Source organism: Enterobacter sp. ECC-175, from assembly GCF_043968675.1.
Classification (GTDB): Bacteria; Pseudomonadota; Gammaproteobacteria; order Enterobacterales; family Enterobacteriaceae; genus Enterobacter.
In genome coordinates, this window is the sequence record NZ_CP143776.1 from 2,381,759 (window position 1) to 2,395,330 (window position 13,572).

Sequence of the window (13,572 nt, forward strand, 5' to 3'; positions counted from 1 at the left end):
AATCGTTTTAAACGGCTGGCAGCGGCTGGCGCTGTTCAATAATTCCGCCGCCCAGGCAGATTTCACCGCTGTAGAACACGGCGGACTGGCCGGGCGTGACGGCAGAAACCGGTTCGTCGAAACGCACCTCAATGCGATCGTCGCCCAGCGCGGTCACGGTGCACGGGATGTCGGTCTGGCGATAGCGGGTTTTTACCGTGCAGCGCAGCGTGCCCTGAAGCGGCTCGCGATCGACCCAGTGCAGCTGCTGGGCAATCAGCCCAACGGACATCAGGCGCGGATGGTCGTGCCCCTGCGCGACGATCAGAATGTTGTTTTCGACGTCTTTATCGACAACGTACCACGGGTCTTCGCTGCCTTCTTTGGTGCCGCCGATGCCCAGGCCTTTACGCTGGCCGAGGGTGTGGTACATCAGGCCCTGGTGTTGGCCAATTTCGTCGCCGTCCACGGTCACGATTTTGCCCGGCTGCGCGGGCAGGTAGCGGCCGAGGAACTCGCGGAATTTACGCTCGCCGATAAAGCAGATACCGGTTGAGTCTTTTTTCTTCGCGGTGATCAGATCAAGTTCTTCGGCGATTTTGCGCACTTCCGGCTTTTCCAGCTCGCCGACCGGGAACAGGCTCTGGGCAATCTGTTCGTGGCTCAGCGTATAGAGGAAGTAGCTCTGGTCTTTGTTGCCGTCCAGGCCGCGCAGCAGCTGGCTTTTGCCATTTACATCGGCGCGGCGCACGTAGTGACCGGTCGCAATGTAGTCTGCGCCCAAATCTTCTGCGGCAAATTCCAGGAAGGCTTTAAATTTGATCTCTTTGTTGCACAGAATATCCGGGTTCGGCGTGCGGCCCGCTTTGTACTCTTCGAGGAAGAGCTCAAACACGTTATCCCAGTATTCTGCGGCAAAGTTGACGGTGTGCAGCTCAATGCCGAGCTTATCGCACACGGCCTGCGCATCGGCGAGATCCGCTGCGGCAGTACAGTATTCCTCGCCATCGTCTTCCTCCCAGTTCTTCATGAACAGGCCCTCCACCTTATAGCCCTGTTGCTGTAACAGGTAGGCGGAAACGGAGGAATCGACACCGCCGGACATGCCGACGATCACTTTTTTCTGGCTGTTATCTGACATGGAATACTCACGACATTGAACTTCAAGGCGGCGTATTCTATCACGCGCCCCCACCGTTGGCACCCTCTGTAAACGGCCAGTTAAATTCTCCTATGACCTCCAGCGGAAGGCGACCCGCAGACTGCCAGCAGCGGATGCTTTCGGCAACCAGCGGCGAGCGCAGGTTTGGCGCGTTCAGGATCTCTTCAGCCGTCACCCACAGGCAGCGATCGATATCGTCATCGTGCGGCTCAGTAGCGCATGTTTCGCTAAGTTCGACAGCGAATAAGAAACGCAGGAAAGGGGTATGGTCCGGGGCAATCCACTGGTGCATGCGGATGAAGTGCTGAGGCTCCGCGCGGATCCCGGTCTCCTCCCACAGCTCACGCTTAGCGGCCTGCAGCAGCGTTTCATCGGCTTCAAGATGCCCGGCGGGCTGGTTCCACAGCGCTTTGCCGCCGATCGTCTCTTCTACTACCAAAAATTTACCCTGCGCGTGTACCACGCAGGCGACCGTGACGTGGGGCTTGAACATACATTCTCCTTAGGGGGCGACGTCGCGCCATTCACCATTTTTTAGCGCGTCGAGCGTATAGCTGCCCATGGCGTAGCGAATCAGGCGCAGGGTCGGGAAGCCGACGTGGGCGGTCATGCGCCGAACCTGGCGGTTGCGTCCTTCGTAAAGCGTAATTTTAAGCCAGCTTGTGGGTATGGACTTACGCTCGCGGATCGGCGGATTGCGCGGCCACAGCCAGTCAGGCTCGGCTACAAGCTCGACGCCGGCGGGCAGCGTGGGGCCATCGTTGAGAGTTACGCCCTCGCGCAGTGCGCTAATGGCCTCCTGCGTGGGCTCGCCTTCTACCTGTACGTAGTAGATTTTTCCGGTGCGTTTGCCCGGCTGGGTGAGCTTCGCCTGCAGCGCGCCGTTGTTGGTCAAGACCAGCAGCCCTTCGCTGTCGCGATCCAGGCGCCCGGCGGCGTAAACGCCCTGAACGGGAATGTAATCCTTCAGCGTGCTGCGCCCGGCTTCATCGGTGAACTGCGGCAGCACGTCGTAGGGTTTATTGAACAGGATGACCCGCGCTGGCTGGTTTTCTTGCGGTCTTCTGGCGGCGTGTTGTGAGCTGAATCGCTCAACCCGGTGTTTTCTAAAAGAAGTTTTCTTCATGGTATTTTCAGGCTTTATCAATTGCCGCATTATAGCCTAATAACGAAGACCTTTCATGGCGCGGGACATTCAGGTACTATCGGAAGGCTCATTACAATTTATTAACATAAGATCAGTAACAACCAGAAGCGCTCGAAGGAGAGGTTAATGGAAAGCAAAGTAGTTGTTCCGGCGGAAGGTAAAAAGATCACCCTGCAAAACGGCAAGATTAACGTTCCTCACAACCCGATTATTCCGTTCATCGAAGGCGACGGCATCGGCGTTGACGTTACCCCGGCAATGCTGAAAGTGGTTGATGCCGCTGTTGAGAAAGCCTACAAAGGCGAGCGTAAAATTTCCTGGATGGAAATTTACACCGGTGAAAAATCTACTCACGTTTATGGCCAGGACGTCTGGCTGCCGGCAGAGACGCTGGACCTGATCCGCGATTACCGCGTTGCTATTAAAGGCCCACTGACCACGCCAGTTGGCGGCGGTATTCGCTCCCTGAACGTGGCGCTGCGCCAGGAGCTGGACCTGTACGTGTGTCTGCGCCCGGTGCGTTACTACCAGGGCACCCCAAGCCCGGTTAAGCACCCAGAGCTGACCGACATGGTTATCTTCCGTGAAAACTCCGAAGACATCTACGCGGGTATCGAGTGGAAAGCGGACTCTGCTGACGCAGAAAAAGTGATTAAATTCCTGCGCGAAGAGATGGGCGTGAAGAAAATTCGCTTCCCTGAACATTGCGGTATCGGCATCAAGCCGTGCTCCGAAGAGGGGACCAAGCGTCTGGTGCGTGCGGCGATTGAATACGCGATCACCAACGACCGTGACTCCGTAACCCTGGTGCACAAAGGCAACATCATGAAGTTCACCGAGGGCGCGTTCAAAGACTGGGGCTACCAGCTGGCGACCGAAGAGTTCGGTGGCGAGCCGATCGACGGCGGCCCGTGGCAGAAAATCAAGAACCCGAACACCGGCAAAGAGATCGTCATTAAAGATGTGATCGCCGATGCGTTCCTGCAGCAGATCCTGCTGCGTCCTGCGGAATACGACGTTATCGCCTGTATGAACCTGAACGGTGACTACATCTCCGACGCCCTGGCGGCGCAGGTTGGCGGTATCGGTATCGCCCCAGGCGCGAACATCGGCGACGAGTGCGCGCTGTTCGAAGCGACCCACGGCACCGCGCCGAAATACGCGGGCCAGGACAAAGTAAACCCAGGCTCCATCATCCTGTCCGCTGAGATGATGCTGCGCCATATGGAATGGTTCGAAGCCGCAGACCTGATCGTTAAAGGTATGGAAGGCGCGATTAACGCGAAAACCGTCACCTATGACTTCGAACGTCTGATGGAAGGCGCTAAGCTGCTGAAATGTTCAGAGTTTGGTGACGCGATTATCGCGAACATGTAATCCACTTGATGGGTTAAACGAGAACGGGAGCGGATAGGCTCCCGTTTTTTTTAACCCAAAATCTGCCTGATTTCTCCCCGCTGTGTGTACCGATACCTTGTTGTGTTCTCTGGTAATGTAATCATCTCAAGACAGAATACTTACGACGCGCAAATGTCTTCGCAAACTCACCCTTCAATTTTCATATTTCATCAACGGCGTTTACGAATATATATACCTTAAGCTGAACGATTTTCCGGATGCTGTATATCGATAAATAGAGCTATAACCGCAGGCTTTAGCGCCAATCGATACGGTAAATACCATGGTAGACTGAACCATAGATGGCTGACTTATGCTCTGCATAAAGAGAGGATGCACATGGGAAGTAAATTTACGGGAGGGCTTTTACTCTTGGCTGGAATGTTATTTTCTGCAACGTCGATGGCGATGCAAACTCAGAACGACGATGTGGGCGCACTGATAAACCAGCGATTATCGTATATGAAGGATGTCGCAGGTTATAAAGCCAGCAATCATCTCCCTATCGAAGATTTGCATCAGGAAGACCGAGTCTTGTTTGACTCAATGCTCGAGGCTGAAAAGTTAGGTTTAGACAGAGAGTCGGTAACACCTTTCATACGGGCGCAAATGGACGTCGCAAAGGCAATACAGTACCGTTACCGAGCAGATTGGTTATCTCTCCCGGAAACGGGCTGGAAACCTCAACCGCTGGATAAAGTCAGAAATAGCATTAGCGTATTAAATAGCCGTATTCTTGCAGCTATCCGCGCCAGGTTATCCACCGACGAGGCCTGCGCCGACAAAAATAAATTTATCCAACAGCTTAACCAGACGCATCTTAAAGATAGCGACAAAGAACTTCTTTGGCGTTCATTAGGGAAGATCAAGCTGAAAAACGATTAATAAAATAACGCCATCGTTTTATTGCCAGCGGGAATATTCAAGGGCCTATCTCAAGTCGTCTGAGCGTTGCCGAGCGGAGCGGGCAGCAACAGGGGCAGGTAAAAAGTAAAATCCTCCTCGTGAATACGCTACAATTTCTGCAAACACACTTTTGCTGAATGTGAATGATGGCTATCGATAAATTTGAACGACCAAAACTTGAACTCCCTAACGGCGCAAATAAATTGTTACTTCACTCCTGCTGCGCCCCCTGTTCCGGGGAGGTAATGGAGGCCATTCAGGCCTCGGGGATTGAGTACACCATCTTCTTCTACAACCCAAACATTCATCCGCAGAAGGAATATCTCATTCGCAAGGAGGAGAATATCCGTTTCGCTGAAAAACATGGCGTGCCTTTTGTCGATGCAGATTACGACACCGACAACTGGTTTGCCCGCGCGAAAGGGATGGAGTGGGAGCCGGAGCGCGGCGTTCGCTGCACCATGTGCTTTGATATGCGCTTTGAGCGCACGGCGCTGTATGCGGCGGAACACGGTTTTAGCGTCATCAGCAGCTCTCTCGGAATTTCCCGCTGGAAGAATATGCAGCAGATTAACGACTGCGGACAACGCGCCGCCGCGCATTACCCTGGAATGGTGTACTGGGATTACAACTGGCGCAAGCAGGGGGGATCGTCGCGGATGATTGAAATCAGCAAGCGCGAGCAGTTTTATCAGCAAGAATACTGCGGCTGTGTCTATTCGCTGCGCGATACCAATATGCATCGTAAATCGCAGGGCAGGCCGCTCATAAAGCTGGGTAAGCTTTATTACGGTAGGGAAGACGAAGGGCAATAATGCGACGCTGGATTTTCCTGCAGGCCGCTTGAGTTTACTGTCCGCTCGGCGCGATGAGCGGACATCAGCAACTGGCGCCCTGGCAACGCACGCTTATTTGTCTGCAGGAAAATAGCCATTAATGTTAATCAAATGGGGCATTTGTAGCACGGATCGAAAAGGTTGGACGGGTTAAGCAGGATAAGATGGTCCTTTTAATAACCATGTTGTATCTAATGCTATTACTCAAACCCATTCTCCAGTTCGTCTTTTCCTCGCTCGCGGTACTGATTGCCATCCTCTGCCTGCATCTCGATGTGAATCTCTTTAACAACGGTCTTTCAGAAATCTCCGTCACCGAAATTGTGCAGGAAAGCCTGCTCGCAGCGATCGTTGGCGTCCACCTGTGGCTTGCCCGGCGCAGCGGCGCGATGCGCGCGTGCAATATCCTCATTGCAGGTTTTTTTATGTCGATGCTGATCCGCGAGCTGGATGCGCTATTTGACATGATTTCCCACGGCAGCTGGGTGTGGTTTGCGCTGGGTGTGGCAGCGGTCGCCGTAACGAGCGTGGCACGGCATCCCGCAAGGGCGGTTCAGCAGCTTGTGGAATACACGCGCACGCCGTGCTGGGGGATCATGCTTTCAGGATTGCTGGCCGTGCTGGTCTTTTCCCGCCTGTTTGGCATGGGGATACTCTGGCATAACCTTCTTCAGGACGGCTATCTGCGAATAGTGAAAAACATGGTGGAAGAGGGGACCGAACTGTTTGGCTATATTCTTTGCGCCACGGCGACGCTTGTCCATCTTGTCGATAGCAACGCCAGGCAAAAAAAAGCCCACTAAAAAGTGGGCAAGAAATACTGGAAGCAATGTGAGCAATGTCGTACTGAATACCTGAGTGATTTGCTCAACTATTCAGTGTTGAGAAAGATAATCTTTCTCAACAAAAGATGCAACCCCACATTTCGTGTGGTACGACAAATTTTTCTGAGCAAAAATCGTCCGAAACATTGATGTGATGTATATCACAAATTTCCTTTCTCAAATCCTGTGCTATTCTTTTCCGTGTCGTTGATTTAATGACTAAAACCATGCGGAGAGGAAAACGATGGGAATTTTATCCTGGATTATCTTTGGGCTGATTGCGGGGATTCTGGCGAAGTGGATCATGCCGGGCAAAGATGGCGGTGGTTTTATCGTCACCGTGATACTCGGTATTGTCGGTGCGGTAGTTGGCGGCTGGATCAGTACGCTGTTCGGTTTTGGTAAAGTCGATGGCTTCAACTTTGGCAGCTTTGCCGTTGCGGTGATTGGCGCGCTGGTTGTTCTGTTTATCTACAGAAAAATCAAAAGCTAAACCTGGCGATAGAATGAAAAAGGCTGCCGATGGCGGCCTTTTTACGTTGGGTTACCACCAGCTGAACTGCGAACCCGCTACGGCCACGACGGCCACAACCAGCATGATCAGGGTTGTTTTTCTCATCTATGCCCCCGGCGCGGCGTAACCGCCAACAAAAAACCATGCCAAAAATACCACCGCCGTAATAAAAATGACGACCGGAAAAACGATCCCTATTCTCATGCTTTCACCTGTTTCGGTTTACGTAACGCCATAGAGTGTACGAGGTTAATCCACGGCGAGAAAGTGCGTTTTGCTTTTTGATTTTTTATCCTGATACATCGCGCTGTCAGCGGCGCGCAGGGCGCTGTCCGCATCGGTGCTGGCCGGGTCAACCGCAATCACGCCAAGGCTGGCACCGGGATAAATCAGATGAACCTCGCCAAGCCAGTATTCTCCAGCAATACGCGCGCTAAGTCGGGTTTTCAGCAGGTTGAGCTGTTCACGCTCGCCGCTCCTGCCGTTTTCGCACAGGCACGCCACCAGAAATTCATCGCCACCCAGGCGGCCGATAATCTCGTCCTGCGTTTGGCCTTCGGTCAGCCGTTTTCCAACCTCAATCAGGAACTGGTCGCCCGCTTCATGCCCGAAGCGATCGTTAATGAGCTTGAAATTATCCAGATCGATAAAGGCGATTGCGGCGTTGCGCTTCAGGTGCCGCGCCAGCGAGAAGAGCGTGGTGAGGTTTTCAAAAATGGCCCGACGGTTAGGCAGGCCGGTGAGGGCGTCCGTATAGGCGTGCGCGATGAGCGCCGCATTCGCCTCGCGCAGCTGCGCAACCAGCGACTCTTTCTGAATGTATTGGGCAATCAGTCCGGCAAACAGCCTGAGCACCTGCTCGCCGCGCTCGCTAAGCTGCTTCTTTTGCGTGCTGGTGGCGCAGAGGGTGCCGTAGAGCGAACCATCAGCCAGATGAATGGGAATGCTCATGTAGCTGGTAATACCCAGGGCTTTCGCTGCTTCACACTCCGGCCATCGTTCTGCCACCTCATTGCTAAAGAGCGTGCCGCTGTCTATTGCGCGCTTGCACAGCGTTTCACCCCACGGAACGCTCAGCCCCTCCGGGATCTGCATCTGTTTGCTGTTTCGCGCGTATAAAATATGCTGCAGCCGGGCGTTAATGTCGACTTTGGTCAGGTAGGTTGACTCCATATCAGACACCATCTCCAGCATCTCCAGGAGCTGGCGGACGAGGCTTTCAAGGGATTGCTCGGTGCTGAGGGTTTCTGAAACGCGGGCAAGGATAACATCTGACATGACGGTAGATAGACTCCCATACAGAAGATGTCCGCATCTGCATGTTGTGCTGAAATATTGGGCTCCTGCCATAGTAAAACATGAAGTTAAAAAATTTAATATATTCGTGAGCAAAGTGCGGGGAGGAGATGAAAAAAATGCCCCGTCGTTGAAACGGGGCCAAACATCTTGATTACGGAATGATGCTCTCTGGTCAAATCGAGAACAGGCGATACGTTAGCGCAGAAAAGTGCAGGTTTAATGGAGAAATCATGGAGAAAGCGCGTTACCCTTAGGTTTTCGAGTCACTTAAAGGATCGTTACGATGAGATATCTGTTACTGGCTATGGCGCTGCCGCTCGCGGCCTGCAGTACTGCACCAACGCCGCCGGATGCCCCAAAACCCCCGCACGCGATCGGCATGGCAAACCCGGCGTCTGTGTACTGTCTGGAAAAAGGCGGAGAGCAGATCCCGATTCAAAGCCCGCAGGGCGTGCGTACGGAGTGCAAATTACCCGGCGGCGAGGTGATTGATGAGTGGGAACTCTATCGTCGCGACCACCCGCAACCCGCCAGGTGACAGACGGATGGCGAGTGCGATACACTTCTCTTTAGGATTTATCTCAATCACTATCTGAAGTAATTCACCGCGAGAGAAGTATGTTTCAGCTTAAATCGGGCAGCCTGGCGATCGTCATCGGCGCTCGTACGACGGCAGGGCGTCGTAATATCGGTAAGTCAGTCGAATTATTCGGCCTGTGCCAGCCCGGACAGCGTTTTTTAAACCCGGTAAACGGCGTCATGACGCAGTTGCCGACCACGGCGGATCGCGCGCTGTGGCTGGTGACGGGGGACGTTTATGCCTTTGATAATCAACATGGCTTTGCGTTTGTGCGCTCGGAGCACCTGATGCCGCTCGCGCCGGATGACGTGGCGCAGGCGCGCGATGAGCTGGCCCTTTTCTGATTAAAGATGGCGCAGCCAGTCGGCCAGCACCAGGGCGTGATTTTGCTGCGTATTCTTCGCGCCGTACAGCAGCGTGACGGTCTGCTTTTTCGCTATCTCCGCGAGGCGCATGCCTTCCTCTTTATGCTGCGCCAGCTCCTGCCGATAGGCCTTGCTGAAGTGCGAAAAATCCATCGTTTCACCGTGGAAGGCTTTACGCAGCTCGCTTGAGGGCGTCAGCGTTTTGCACCATTCATCATACGCAAGGTCGGTTTTTTTCACCCCACGCGGCCAGAGTTTATCAACCAGCACCCGGTAGCCGTCTGCCGCGCTTGCCTCTTCGTACACTCGCTTGCACTGGATCATTTTTCCTCCTTACCACACATACCGTTCGCCCAACACTATAGCACTTTGCGCTGCCCCTCCCAATTTAAGGTATTGTGATAAATACAAAAGATCGGTAGTCTGAGGTTCCTTATGTTATCGGATAAAACTCTGGCGTAAGGAACCACTCATGGAACTCTCCCCGGTTAAAACAACGCTGCGCATTGCCCTCGTGGGCGATTACAACCCCGACGTGGTTGCGCATCAGGCGATCCCTCTGGCAATTGATGATGCAGCGGCCGTTCTGGACCTCACCGCTGATTACGACTGGCTTGCGACGACCGAGCTGACCAGCCCCGAAGATCTGGTGGGTTACGACGCCATCTGGCTGGTTCCGGCAAGCCCGTATAAAAACGCTGAGGCGGCATTCATCGCCGCACGCTACGCGCGTGAAAATAGCATTCCTTTCCTCGGCACCTGCGGTGGGTTCCAGCATGCGCTGATTGAATATGCTCGCAACGTGCTGGGCTGGCGCGATACCGGACACGCCGAAACCGACAGTGAAGGAACCATGGTGATTGCGCCGCTGGCCTGTTCGCTGGTGGAAAAAACGGACGGCATTGAGCTGCGCAACAACACGCTGATTGCCAAGGCCTACGGCAAACCGGAGATTGTTGAGGGCTACCACTGCAACTATGGCGTGTCGCCGGAATTTGCGCAGGAGCTGGAGAGCGGCGATATGCGCGTGACGGGCTGGGACGAGCAGGGCGACATCCGTGCTGCAGAGCTGATCACGCACCCGTTCTTCGTCATCACTCTGTTCCAGCACGAGCGCGCCGCGCTTGACGGGCGTCCGGTGGTGCTGGTGCAGGCGATGCTGCGCGCCGCGCGCGGGTGAAAAAAGGCAGACCCGATGGTCTGCCTTTGTCATTTTTAACGGGGGGTAATCTCCCGATCGCGCCCGGCAAGCACGCCGCAGGCGGCCATCACGACGGCGGCCAGCGCGCAGGCCATCAGCGGAATGTGCCAGTCCCCTGCGGTATCGTGAATTTTTCCCATCAGCGGTGGCCCGCAGGCCGCCAGCAAATAGCCAATCGACTGCGCCATTCCCGACAGTGCCGCTGCCTGATGGGCCGAGCTGGCGCGCAGGCCGATAAACGTCAGGCCAAGGATCATGGTCGCCCCGGAGCCAAAGCCGAAAATCAACGTCCAGACCACGGCCATGCCGGGAGCGAACCAAAAGCCCGCCGCGCTGACGGCGCACATCATCGCAACCAGCCCGGCGATCCCGCGCTGATCCTTCAGGCGGTGCAGGAGCAGCGGTACCGCGAGGCCCGGAACCGCCGTGGCCAACTGCAACAGGCCGTGCATGGAGCCCGCCTCGGTTTCGCTGTAGCCATGGCTAAGCAGAATCGCCGGAAGCCAGCCGATAATCACATAGTAGATCAGCGAGTTAATGCCGAGGAACAGCGTTACCTGCCAGGCGAGCGCCGAGCGCCAGATGGCGCGGTTATGGAGCGCGCCCGCGCCCGTGACCGTTGCGGGAGGCGTCCGGCGCCACTGCGGCAGCCAGAGCAATAGCGCGGCCAGCGGGAAAATCATCAGCATCAGCAGCGCGCCGTGCCAGCCGGCTCCGCCCAGCGCCAGAGGGACGATCAGCGCGGAGCCGAGCGCGGCGGCGGCCCCCATCGTCAGGGAATAGGCTCCCGTCAGCCTTGCGACCTGGCCGGGGAAATCCCGCTTAATCAGTCCCGGAAGCAGGACGTTACCCAGCGCAATGCCGCAGCCTATTGCCGCCGTTCCCGCAAACAGCATGGTGGCCGAGGGCAGGGAGCGAACGGCAATCCCGGCGCAAATCAGCAGCATGGCAATAAACAGGCTGCGCTCCATGCCTATGCGGCGCGCAACGCCGGCAGCAAGCGGAGAGACCAGCGCAAACGCCAGCAGCGGCAGCGTGGTCAGCAGCCCGGTCTGCGCCGTGCTGAGGCCGTAATCCTGGCGGATGGTGTCCAGCAGCGGGGCCGCGCCCGTAAAGGTCACGCGCAGCGTGGTGGCAATCATCAGGATGCCCGCGATCAGCAGCGCACCCTGTTTCCCGGAAGTTCGAATATCAGTACTCATTGTTTTCTCATACGTTCAGGCAAGGCCATACGATACCGATTTTCTCGGTGGTTGAAATCAGGCTAAAATGACAGTTTATCGCTAATATCGGACAACATGATGATCGGCCTGGGACTCGATGGCTACGATCCCGACAGCCAGCACGACGCGGCGGTGGCATTTCGCGTTCGCGTGGTGGCCGAGGAGCAGCATATTCCCCTGCACCAGCACCGCAAGGGACAGCTGATTCTGGCGCTTGGCGGGGCAATAACCTGCGAAGTTGAAAATGCGATGCTGATGGTGCCCCCACAGTATGCGGTGTGGATACCGGGACAGCTGCCGCACAGCAACAAAGCGACCCCGAGCGCGCAGCTCTGCTTTTTATTTATCGAGCCGGGCGCGGTGAGCCTGCCGGAGCGCTGCTGCACGCTCAAAATCTCGCCCCTGGTGCGGGAGCTGATCCTCTCCCTGGCAGAAAAAACGCGGGAGAGCCTGAATCACCCGGCCACGTCGCGCCTGGTGAACGTGCTTTTTGACGAGCTGCCGCTGCAGCCCCAGGAGCATTTACAGCTTCCCGTTTCGCCTCATCCTAAAATTCGTCAGATGAGCGAAACCATGGCCGAACGGCCCGCCGAGTGGCAGACGCTGGCGCAGTGGGCGCGTCACTTCGCGATGAGCGAGCGAAACCTCGCGCGCCTGGTGGTTAAAGAGACGGGCCTCAGCTTTCGCCGCTGGCGGCACCAGCTCCAGCTGATTGTGGCGCTGCAGCTGCTGATAAGCGGAAAATCCGTCCAGCAGACCGCGCAGGCGCTGGGCTATGACTCCACGACCGCGTTTATTACCATGTTCAGGAAAGGGCTAGGGCAGACGCCAGCGCGCTACGCGGCCAGCCTGGCTACGACTTCCCGATAAACAGCGACACCAGCCCGGCGGCAATCAGCGGACCGACCGGCACGCCGCGGAACAGGGCAACGCCCAGCACCGTACCGACCAGCAGCCCGGCAACCAGCGTCGGCTGGGAGCTCATCAGCGTGACGCCGCGGCCGCCAAGCCAGGAGACGAAAACGCCCACGGCTATCGCCACAAGCGATTTCCAGTTGACGAAGGAGTGTAGCAGCGTTGAGGCGGGCAGCGTGCCGCTGGCGATAGGCGCCATCACCCCAATGGTCAGAATGATAATCCCGACCGTCAGGCCCTGTTTTTCGATCCACGGGAAAAAGCCGTTTAGCGGGGTAACGCGCACGATGATCAGTACGAGGATTGAGACGGCCACGGTGGTGTTATGGCTGATAAAGCCCAGCGCGGCGAGCCCCATCAGGATTAAGAGAGTCGGATCTAACATGAATCATCCTTGCCAAAAGTAAGCCTGCTTAATTTGCGCGGATAGCGCTTCTGAAACGCTTTTATAAGATTAACGACAAACCGTCATGCTGCTGTCATTTACGGAGGATAAAACGAGGTTGTGCACCGTTTAAAGGCCACCGCGATGAACGACCATATGTTTGTTGAAACGCTGATAATCACCTCAGCCTTTATCACTATTGCCATCATACTGGTGGCGTCCGTGCTGTTGCTGGAAAAACGCGGCTGACCGATAAGCCAGCCGGGTGCGCTAGCCTCGGCGAAACGTCACCAGCTCAGGACACGCAATGCGCAGGTAGTCCTGGGTATCCATAATCACGGATTTTTCCAGCAGGCCGGCGTTGAAGGCGATCTCGTCCACGCGTTCAAACAGCAGCGGATCGGCGACCAGCGTAAGGTCCGGGTGGAAGCTAAACGGCGGGATTGCGCCGAATACGCAGGCGGTGAGGGCGTCTACCTCGGCAGGGCTGGCGAGGGAGGCTTTAAGCCCGCCAAAATGACCGGCAAGCTGGCTTAAATCGGCCTGCTGATCGGCCGCCAGGATCGCCAGCACGTGCTTCTTCACCCCGTTTCCCTTCACCTTACACACCAGCGCTTTCGCACCCTGCTTCAGCTCTGTTCCGCGAATTTCACTCACCGCTTCGCATTTACCTACGGGCTCATGATCGACGACGCGAAATTTTGCCCCTTGCTGCGATAGCAGCGAGATAAGCTGCCGGTGTGTCGCGGTGCCTTTTATCTCTTCAGACATAACGTTATGACTCTGCGATAGATCATTCAGTGGGAGCACTACAGTAGCATATTTCCTTTCACCGCGC

Annotated in this window: 20 protein-coding genes; 11 read left to right on the forward strand and 9 right to left on the reverse strand. The window is 55.7% G+C overall.

The window, feature by feature from the left end:
- Positions 1–7 precede the first annotated feature (7 nt).
- From mnmA to rluE, 3 genes are read right to left on the reverse strand one after another with little or no spacing between them, the layout of a single operon-like run.
- Entirely contained in the window at positions 8–1,120 is a 1,113-nt protein-coding gene (mnmA, locus tag V1599_RS11210) for a tRNA 2-thiouridine(34) synthase MnmA (protein WP_112009389.1), read from the reverse strand.
- 40 nt (positions 1,121–1,160) lie between these two features.
- On the reverse strand, positions 1,161–1,634 hold the full coding sequence (locus V1599_RS11215) for an NUDIX hydrolase (protein ID WP_395300036.1): 474 nt from the start codon (positions 1,632–1,634) through the stop codon (positions 1,161–1,163).
- A 9-nt stretch (positions 1,635–1,643) separates the two neighbouring features.
- Positions 1,644–2,297, reverse strand: a complete 654-nt coding sequence (rluE, locus tag V1599_RS11220; protein WP_297117917.1) for a 23S rRNA pseudouridine(2457) synthase RluE — start codon at positions 2,295–2,297, stop codon at positions 1,644–1,646.
- 117 nt (positions 2,298–2,414) lie between these two features.
- On the opposite strand from rluE, the gene icd reads away from it, so the two are divergent.
- The 6 genes from icd (at position 2,415) to V1599_RS11250 (ending at position 6,893) form a co-directional block, all read left to right on the forward strand.
- Positions 2,415–3,665, forward strand: coding sequence for an NADP-dependent isocitrate dehydrogenase (gene icd / locus V1599_RS11225; protein ID WP_395300037.1), 1,251 nt, complete (start codon positions 2,415–2,417; stop codon positions 3,663–3,665).
- A gap of 360 nt (positions 3,666–4,025) precedes the next feature.
- Positions 4,026–4,571 carry a chorismate mutase gene (locus V1599_RS11230; protein WP_395300038.1) on the forward strand — a complete coding sequence of 182 codons (546 nt, stop codon included), beginning with the start codon at positions 4,026–4,028 and terminating at the stop codon, positions 4,569–4,571.
- Positions 4,572–4,738: 167 nt separating this feature from the next.
- Positions 4,739–5,407: an epoxyqueuosine reductase QueH gene (locus tag V1599_RS11235; protein ID WP_395300039.1), complete on the forward strand. Its 669-nt coding sequence runs from the start codon at positions 4,739–4,741 to the stop codon at positions 5,405–5,407.
- A gap of 215 nt (positions 5,408–5,622) precedes the next feature.
- Positions 5,623–6,231: a transporter gene (locus tag V1599_RS11240; RefSeq protein ID WP_395300040.1), complete on the forward strand. Its 609-nt coding sequence runs from the start codon at positions 5,623–5,625 to the stop codon at positions 6,229–6,231.
- A gap of 265 nt (positions 6,232–6,496) precedes the next feature.
- Positions 6,497–6,745 (forward strand): GlsB/YeaQ/YmgE family stress response membrane protein, encoded by a 249-nt coding sequence (locus tag V1599_RS11245; protein ID WP_008500746.1) that lies wholly within the window; start codon positions 6,497–6,499, stop codon positions 6,743–6,745.
- Between the two features lie 13 nt (positions 6,746–6,758).
- Positions 6,759–6,893: a hypothetical protein gene (locus tag V1599_RS11250; protein WP_395301602.1), complete on the forward strand. Its 135-nt coding sequence runs from the start codon at positions 6,759–6,761 to the stop codon at positions 6,891–6,893.
- On the opposite strand, the gene V1599_RS11255 is transcribed toward V1599_RS11250, so the two are convergent.
- The gene (locus V1599_RS11255; RefSeq protein WP_112009395.1) at positions 6,872–6,970 is read right to left on the reverse strand and encodes a YoaK family small membrane protein; all 99 of its coding nucleotides are present in this window, start codon (positions 6,968–6,970) and stop codon (positions 6,872–6,874) included. The two genes, V1599_RS11250 and V1599_RS11255, sit on opposite strands and share 22 nt — an antisense overlap.
- 45 nt (positions 6,971–7,015) lie before the next feature.
- Complete coding sequence (locus V1599_RS11260) at positions 7,016–8,044, reverse strand: sensor domain-containing diguanylate cyclase (protein WP_112009396.1); 1,029 nt, start codon at positions 8,042–8,044, stop codon at positions 7,016–7,018.
- A 304-nt stretch (positions 8,045–8,348) separates the two neighbouring features.
- On the opposite strand from V1599_RS11260, the gene V1599_RS11265 reads away from it, so the two are divergent.
- Positions 8,349–8,603: a DUF333 domain-containing protein gene (locus V1599_RS11265; protein ID WP_297117896.1), complete on the forward strand. Its 255-nt coding sequence runs from the start codon at positions 8,349–8,351 to the stop codon at positions 8,601–8,603.
- An 80-nt stretch (positions 8,604–8,683) separates the two neighbouring features.
- On the forward strand, positions 8,684–8,989 hold the full coding sequence (locus V1599_RS11270) for a hypothetical protein (protein ID WP_395300041.1): 306 nt from the start codon (positions 8,684–8,686) through the stop codon (positions 8,987–8,989).
- On the opposite strand, the gene V1599_RS11275 is transcribed toward V1599_RS11270, so the two are convergent.
- On the reverse strand, positions 8,990–9,334 hold the full coding sequence (locus tag V1599_RS11275) for a DUF488 domain-containing protein (RefSeq protein ID WP_112009399.1): 345 nt from the start codon (positions 9,332–9,334) through the stop codon (positions 8,990–8,992).
- 148 nt (positions 9,335–9,482) lie between these two features.
- Between V1599_RS11275 and V1599_RS11280 the strand changes: the two genes are divergently transcribed.
- Positions 9,483–10,190: a CTP synthase gene (locus tag V1599_RS11280; protein ID WP_395300042.1), complete on the forward strand. Its 708-nt coding sequence runs from the start codon at positions 9,483–9,485 to the stop codon at positions 10,188–10,190.
- A gap of 35 nt (positions 10,191–10,225) precedes the next feature.
- Here V1599_RS11280 and V1599_RS11285 read toward each other — a convergent pair whose 3' ends face one another.
- Positions 10,226–11,413: a CynX/NimT family MFS transporter gene (locus tag V1599_RS11285; protein WP_395300043.1), complete on the reverse strand. Its 1,188-nt coding sequence runs from the start codon at positions 11,411–11,413 to the stop codon at positions 10,226–10,228.
- A 99-nt stretch (positions 11,414–11,512) separates the two neighbouring features.
- Here V1599_RS11285 and V1599_RS11290 point away from each other — a divergent pair, with 99 nt between their 5' ends.
- Positions 11,513–12,304: an AraC family transcriptional regulator gene (locus V1599_RS11290; RefSeq protein WP_395301573.1), complete on the forward strand. Its 792-nt coding sequence runs from the start codon at positions 11,513–11,515 to the stop codon at positions 12,302–12,304.
- On the opposite strand, the gene V1599_RS11295 is transcribed toward V1599_RS11290, so the two are convergent.
- On the reverse strand, positions 12,288–12,734 hold the full coding sequence (locus tag V1599_RS11295; protein WP_112009402.1) for a DUF441 domain-containing protein: 447 nt from the start codon (positions 12,732–12,734) through the stop codon (positions 12,288–12,290). The genes V1599_RS11290 and V1599_RS11295 overlap by 17 nt on opposite strands.
- Before the next feature lie 144 nt (positions 12,735–12,878).
- Between V1599_RS11295 and yoaI the strand changes: the two genes are divergently transcribed.
- Positions 12,879–12,983 (forward strand): small membrane protein YoaI, encoded by a 105-nt coding sequence (yoaI, locus tag V1599_RS11300; RefSeq protein WP_258458341.1) that lies wholly within the window; start codon positions 12,879–12,881, stop codon positions 12,981–12,983.
- Positions 12,984–13,004: 21 nt separating this feature from the next.
- Here the strand turns inward: yoaI and V1599_RS11305 are convergent, their stop codons facing one another.
- Positions 13,005–13,505 (reverse strand): YbaK/prolyl-tRNA synthetase associated domain-containing protein, encoded by a 501-nt coding sequence (locus V1599_RS11305; RefSeq protein ID WP_112009403.1) that lies wholly within the window; start codon positions 13,503–13,505, stop codon positions 13,005–13,007.
- Positions 13,506–13,572: the final 67 nt, after the last annotated feature.

What these genes read in the sequence shown, in the direction of transcription:
- V1599_RS11295 (WP_112009402.1), bottom strand. Translation starts at nt 12,734, where the DNA reads ATGTTAGATCCGACTCTCTTAATCCTGATGGGGCTCGCCGCGCTGGGC.
- V1599_RS11290 (WP_395301573.1), top strand. Translation starts at nt 11,513, where the DNA reads ATGATCGGCCTGGGACTCGATGGCTACGATCCCGACAGCCAGCACGAC.
- V1599_RS11260 (WP_112009396.1), bottom strand. Translation starts at nt 8,044, where the DNA reads ATGTCAGATGTTATCCTTGCCCGCGTTTCAGAAACCCTCAGCACCGAG.
- mnmA (WP_112009389.1), bottom strand. Translation starts at nt 1,120, where the DNA reads ATGTCAGATAACAGCCAGAAAAAAGTGATCGTCGGCATGTCCGGCGGT.
- V1599_RS11285 (WP_395300043.1), bottom strand. Translation starts at nt 11,413, where the DNA reads ATGAGTACTGATATTCGAACTTCCGGGAAACAGGGTGCGCTGCTGATC.
- icd (WP_395300037.1), top strand. Translation starts at nt 2,415, where the DNA reads ATGGAAAGCAAAGTAGTTGTTCCGGCGGAAGGTAAAAAGATCACCCTG.
- V1599_RS11245 (WP_008500746.1), top strand. Translation starts at nt 6,497, where the DNA reads ATGGGAATTTTATCCTGGATTATCTTTGGGCTGATTGCGGGGATTCTG.
- V1599_RS11240 (WP_395300040.1), top strand. Translation starts at nt 5,623, where the DNA reads ATGCTATTACTCAAACCCATTCTCCAGTTCGTCTTTTCCTCGCTCGCG.
- V1599_RS11275 (WP_112009399.1), bottom strand. Translation starts at nt 9,334, where the DNA reads ATGATCCAGTGCAAGCGAGTGTACGAAGAGGCAAGCGCGGCAGACGGC.
- V1599_RS11255 (WP_112009395.1), bottom strand. Translation starts at nt 6,970, where the DNA reads ATGAGAATAGGGATCGTTTTTCCGGTCGTCATTTTTATTACGGCGGTG.
- V1599_RS11230 (WP_395300038.1), top strand. Translation starts at nt 4,026, where the DNA reads ATGGGAAGTAAATTTACGGGAGGGCTTTTACTCTTGGCTGGAATGTTA.
- V1599_RS11250 (WP_395301602.1), top strand. Translation starts at nt 6,759, where the DNA reads ATGAAAAAGGCTGCCGATGGCGGCCTTTTTACGTTGGGTTACCACCAG.
- yoaI (WP_258458341.1), top strand. Translation starts at nt 12,879, where the DNA reads ATGAACGACCATATGTTTGTTGAAACGCTGATAATCACCTCAGCCTTT.
- V1599_RS11305 (WP_112009403.1), bottom strand. Translation starts at nt 13,505, where the DNA reads ATGTCTGAAGAGATAAAAGGCACCGCGACACACCGGCAGCTTATCTCG.
- V1599_RS11270 (WP_395300041.1), top strand. Translation starts at nt 8,684, where the DNA reads ATGTTTCAGCTTAAATCGGGCAGCCTGGCGATCGTCATCGGCGCTCGT.
- V1599_RS11280 (WP_395300042.1), top strand. Translation starts at nt 9,483, where the DNA reads ATGGAACTCTCCCCGGTTAAAACAACGCTGCGCATTGCCCTCGTGGGC.
- V1599_RS11215 (WP_395300036.1), bottom strand. Translation starts at nt 1,634, where the DNA reads ATGTTCAAGCCCCACGTCACGGTCGCCTGCGTGGTACACGCGCAGGGT.
- rluE (WP_297117917.1), bottom strand. Translation starts at nt 2,297, where the DNA reads ATGCGGCAATTGATAAAGCCTGAAAATACCATGAAGAAAACTTCTTTT.
- V1599_RS11265 (WP_297117896.1), top strand. Translation starts at nt 8,349, where the DNA reads ATGAGATATCTGTTACTGGCTATGGCGCTGCCGCTCGCGGCCTGCAGT.
- V1599_RS11235 (WP_395300039.1), top strand. Translation starts at nt 4,739, where the DNA reads ATGGCTATCGATAAATTTGAACGACCAAAACTTGAACTCCCTAACGGC.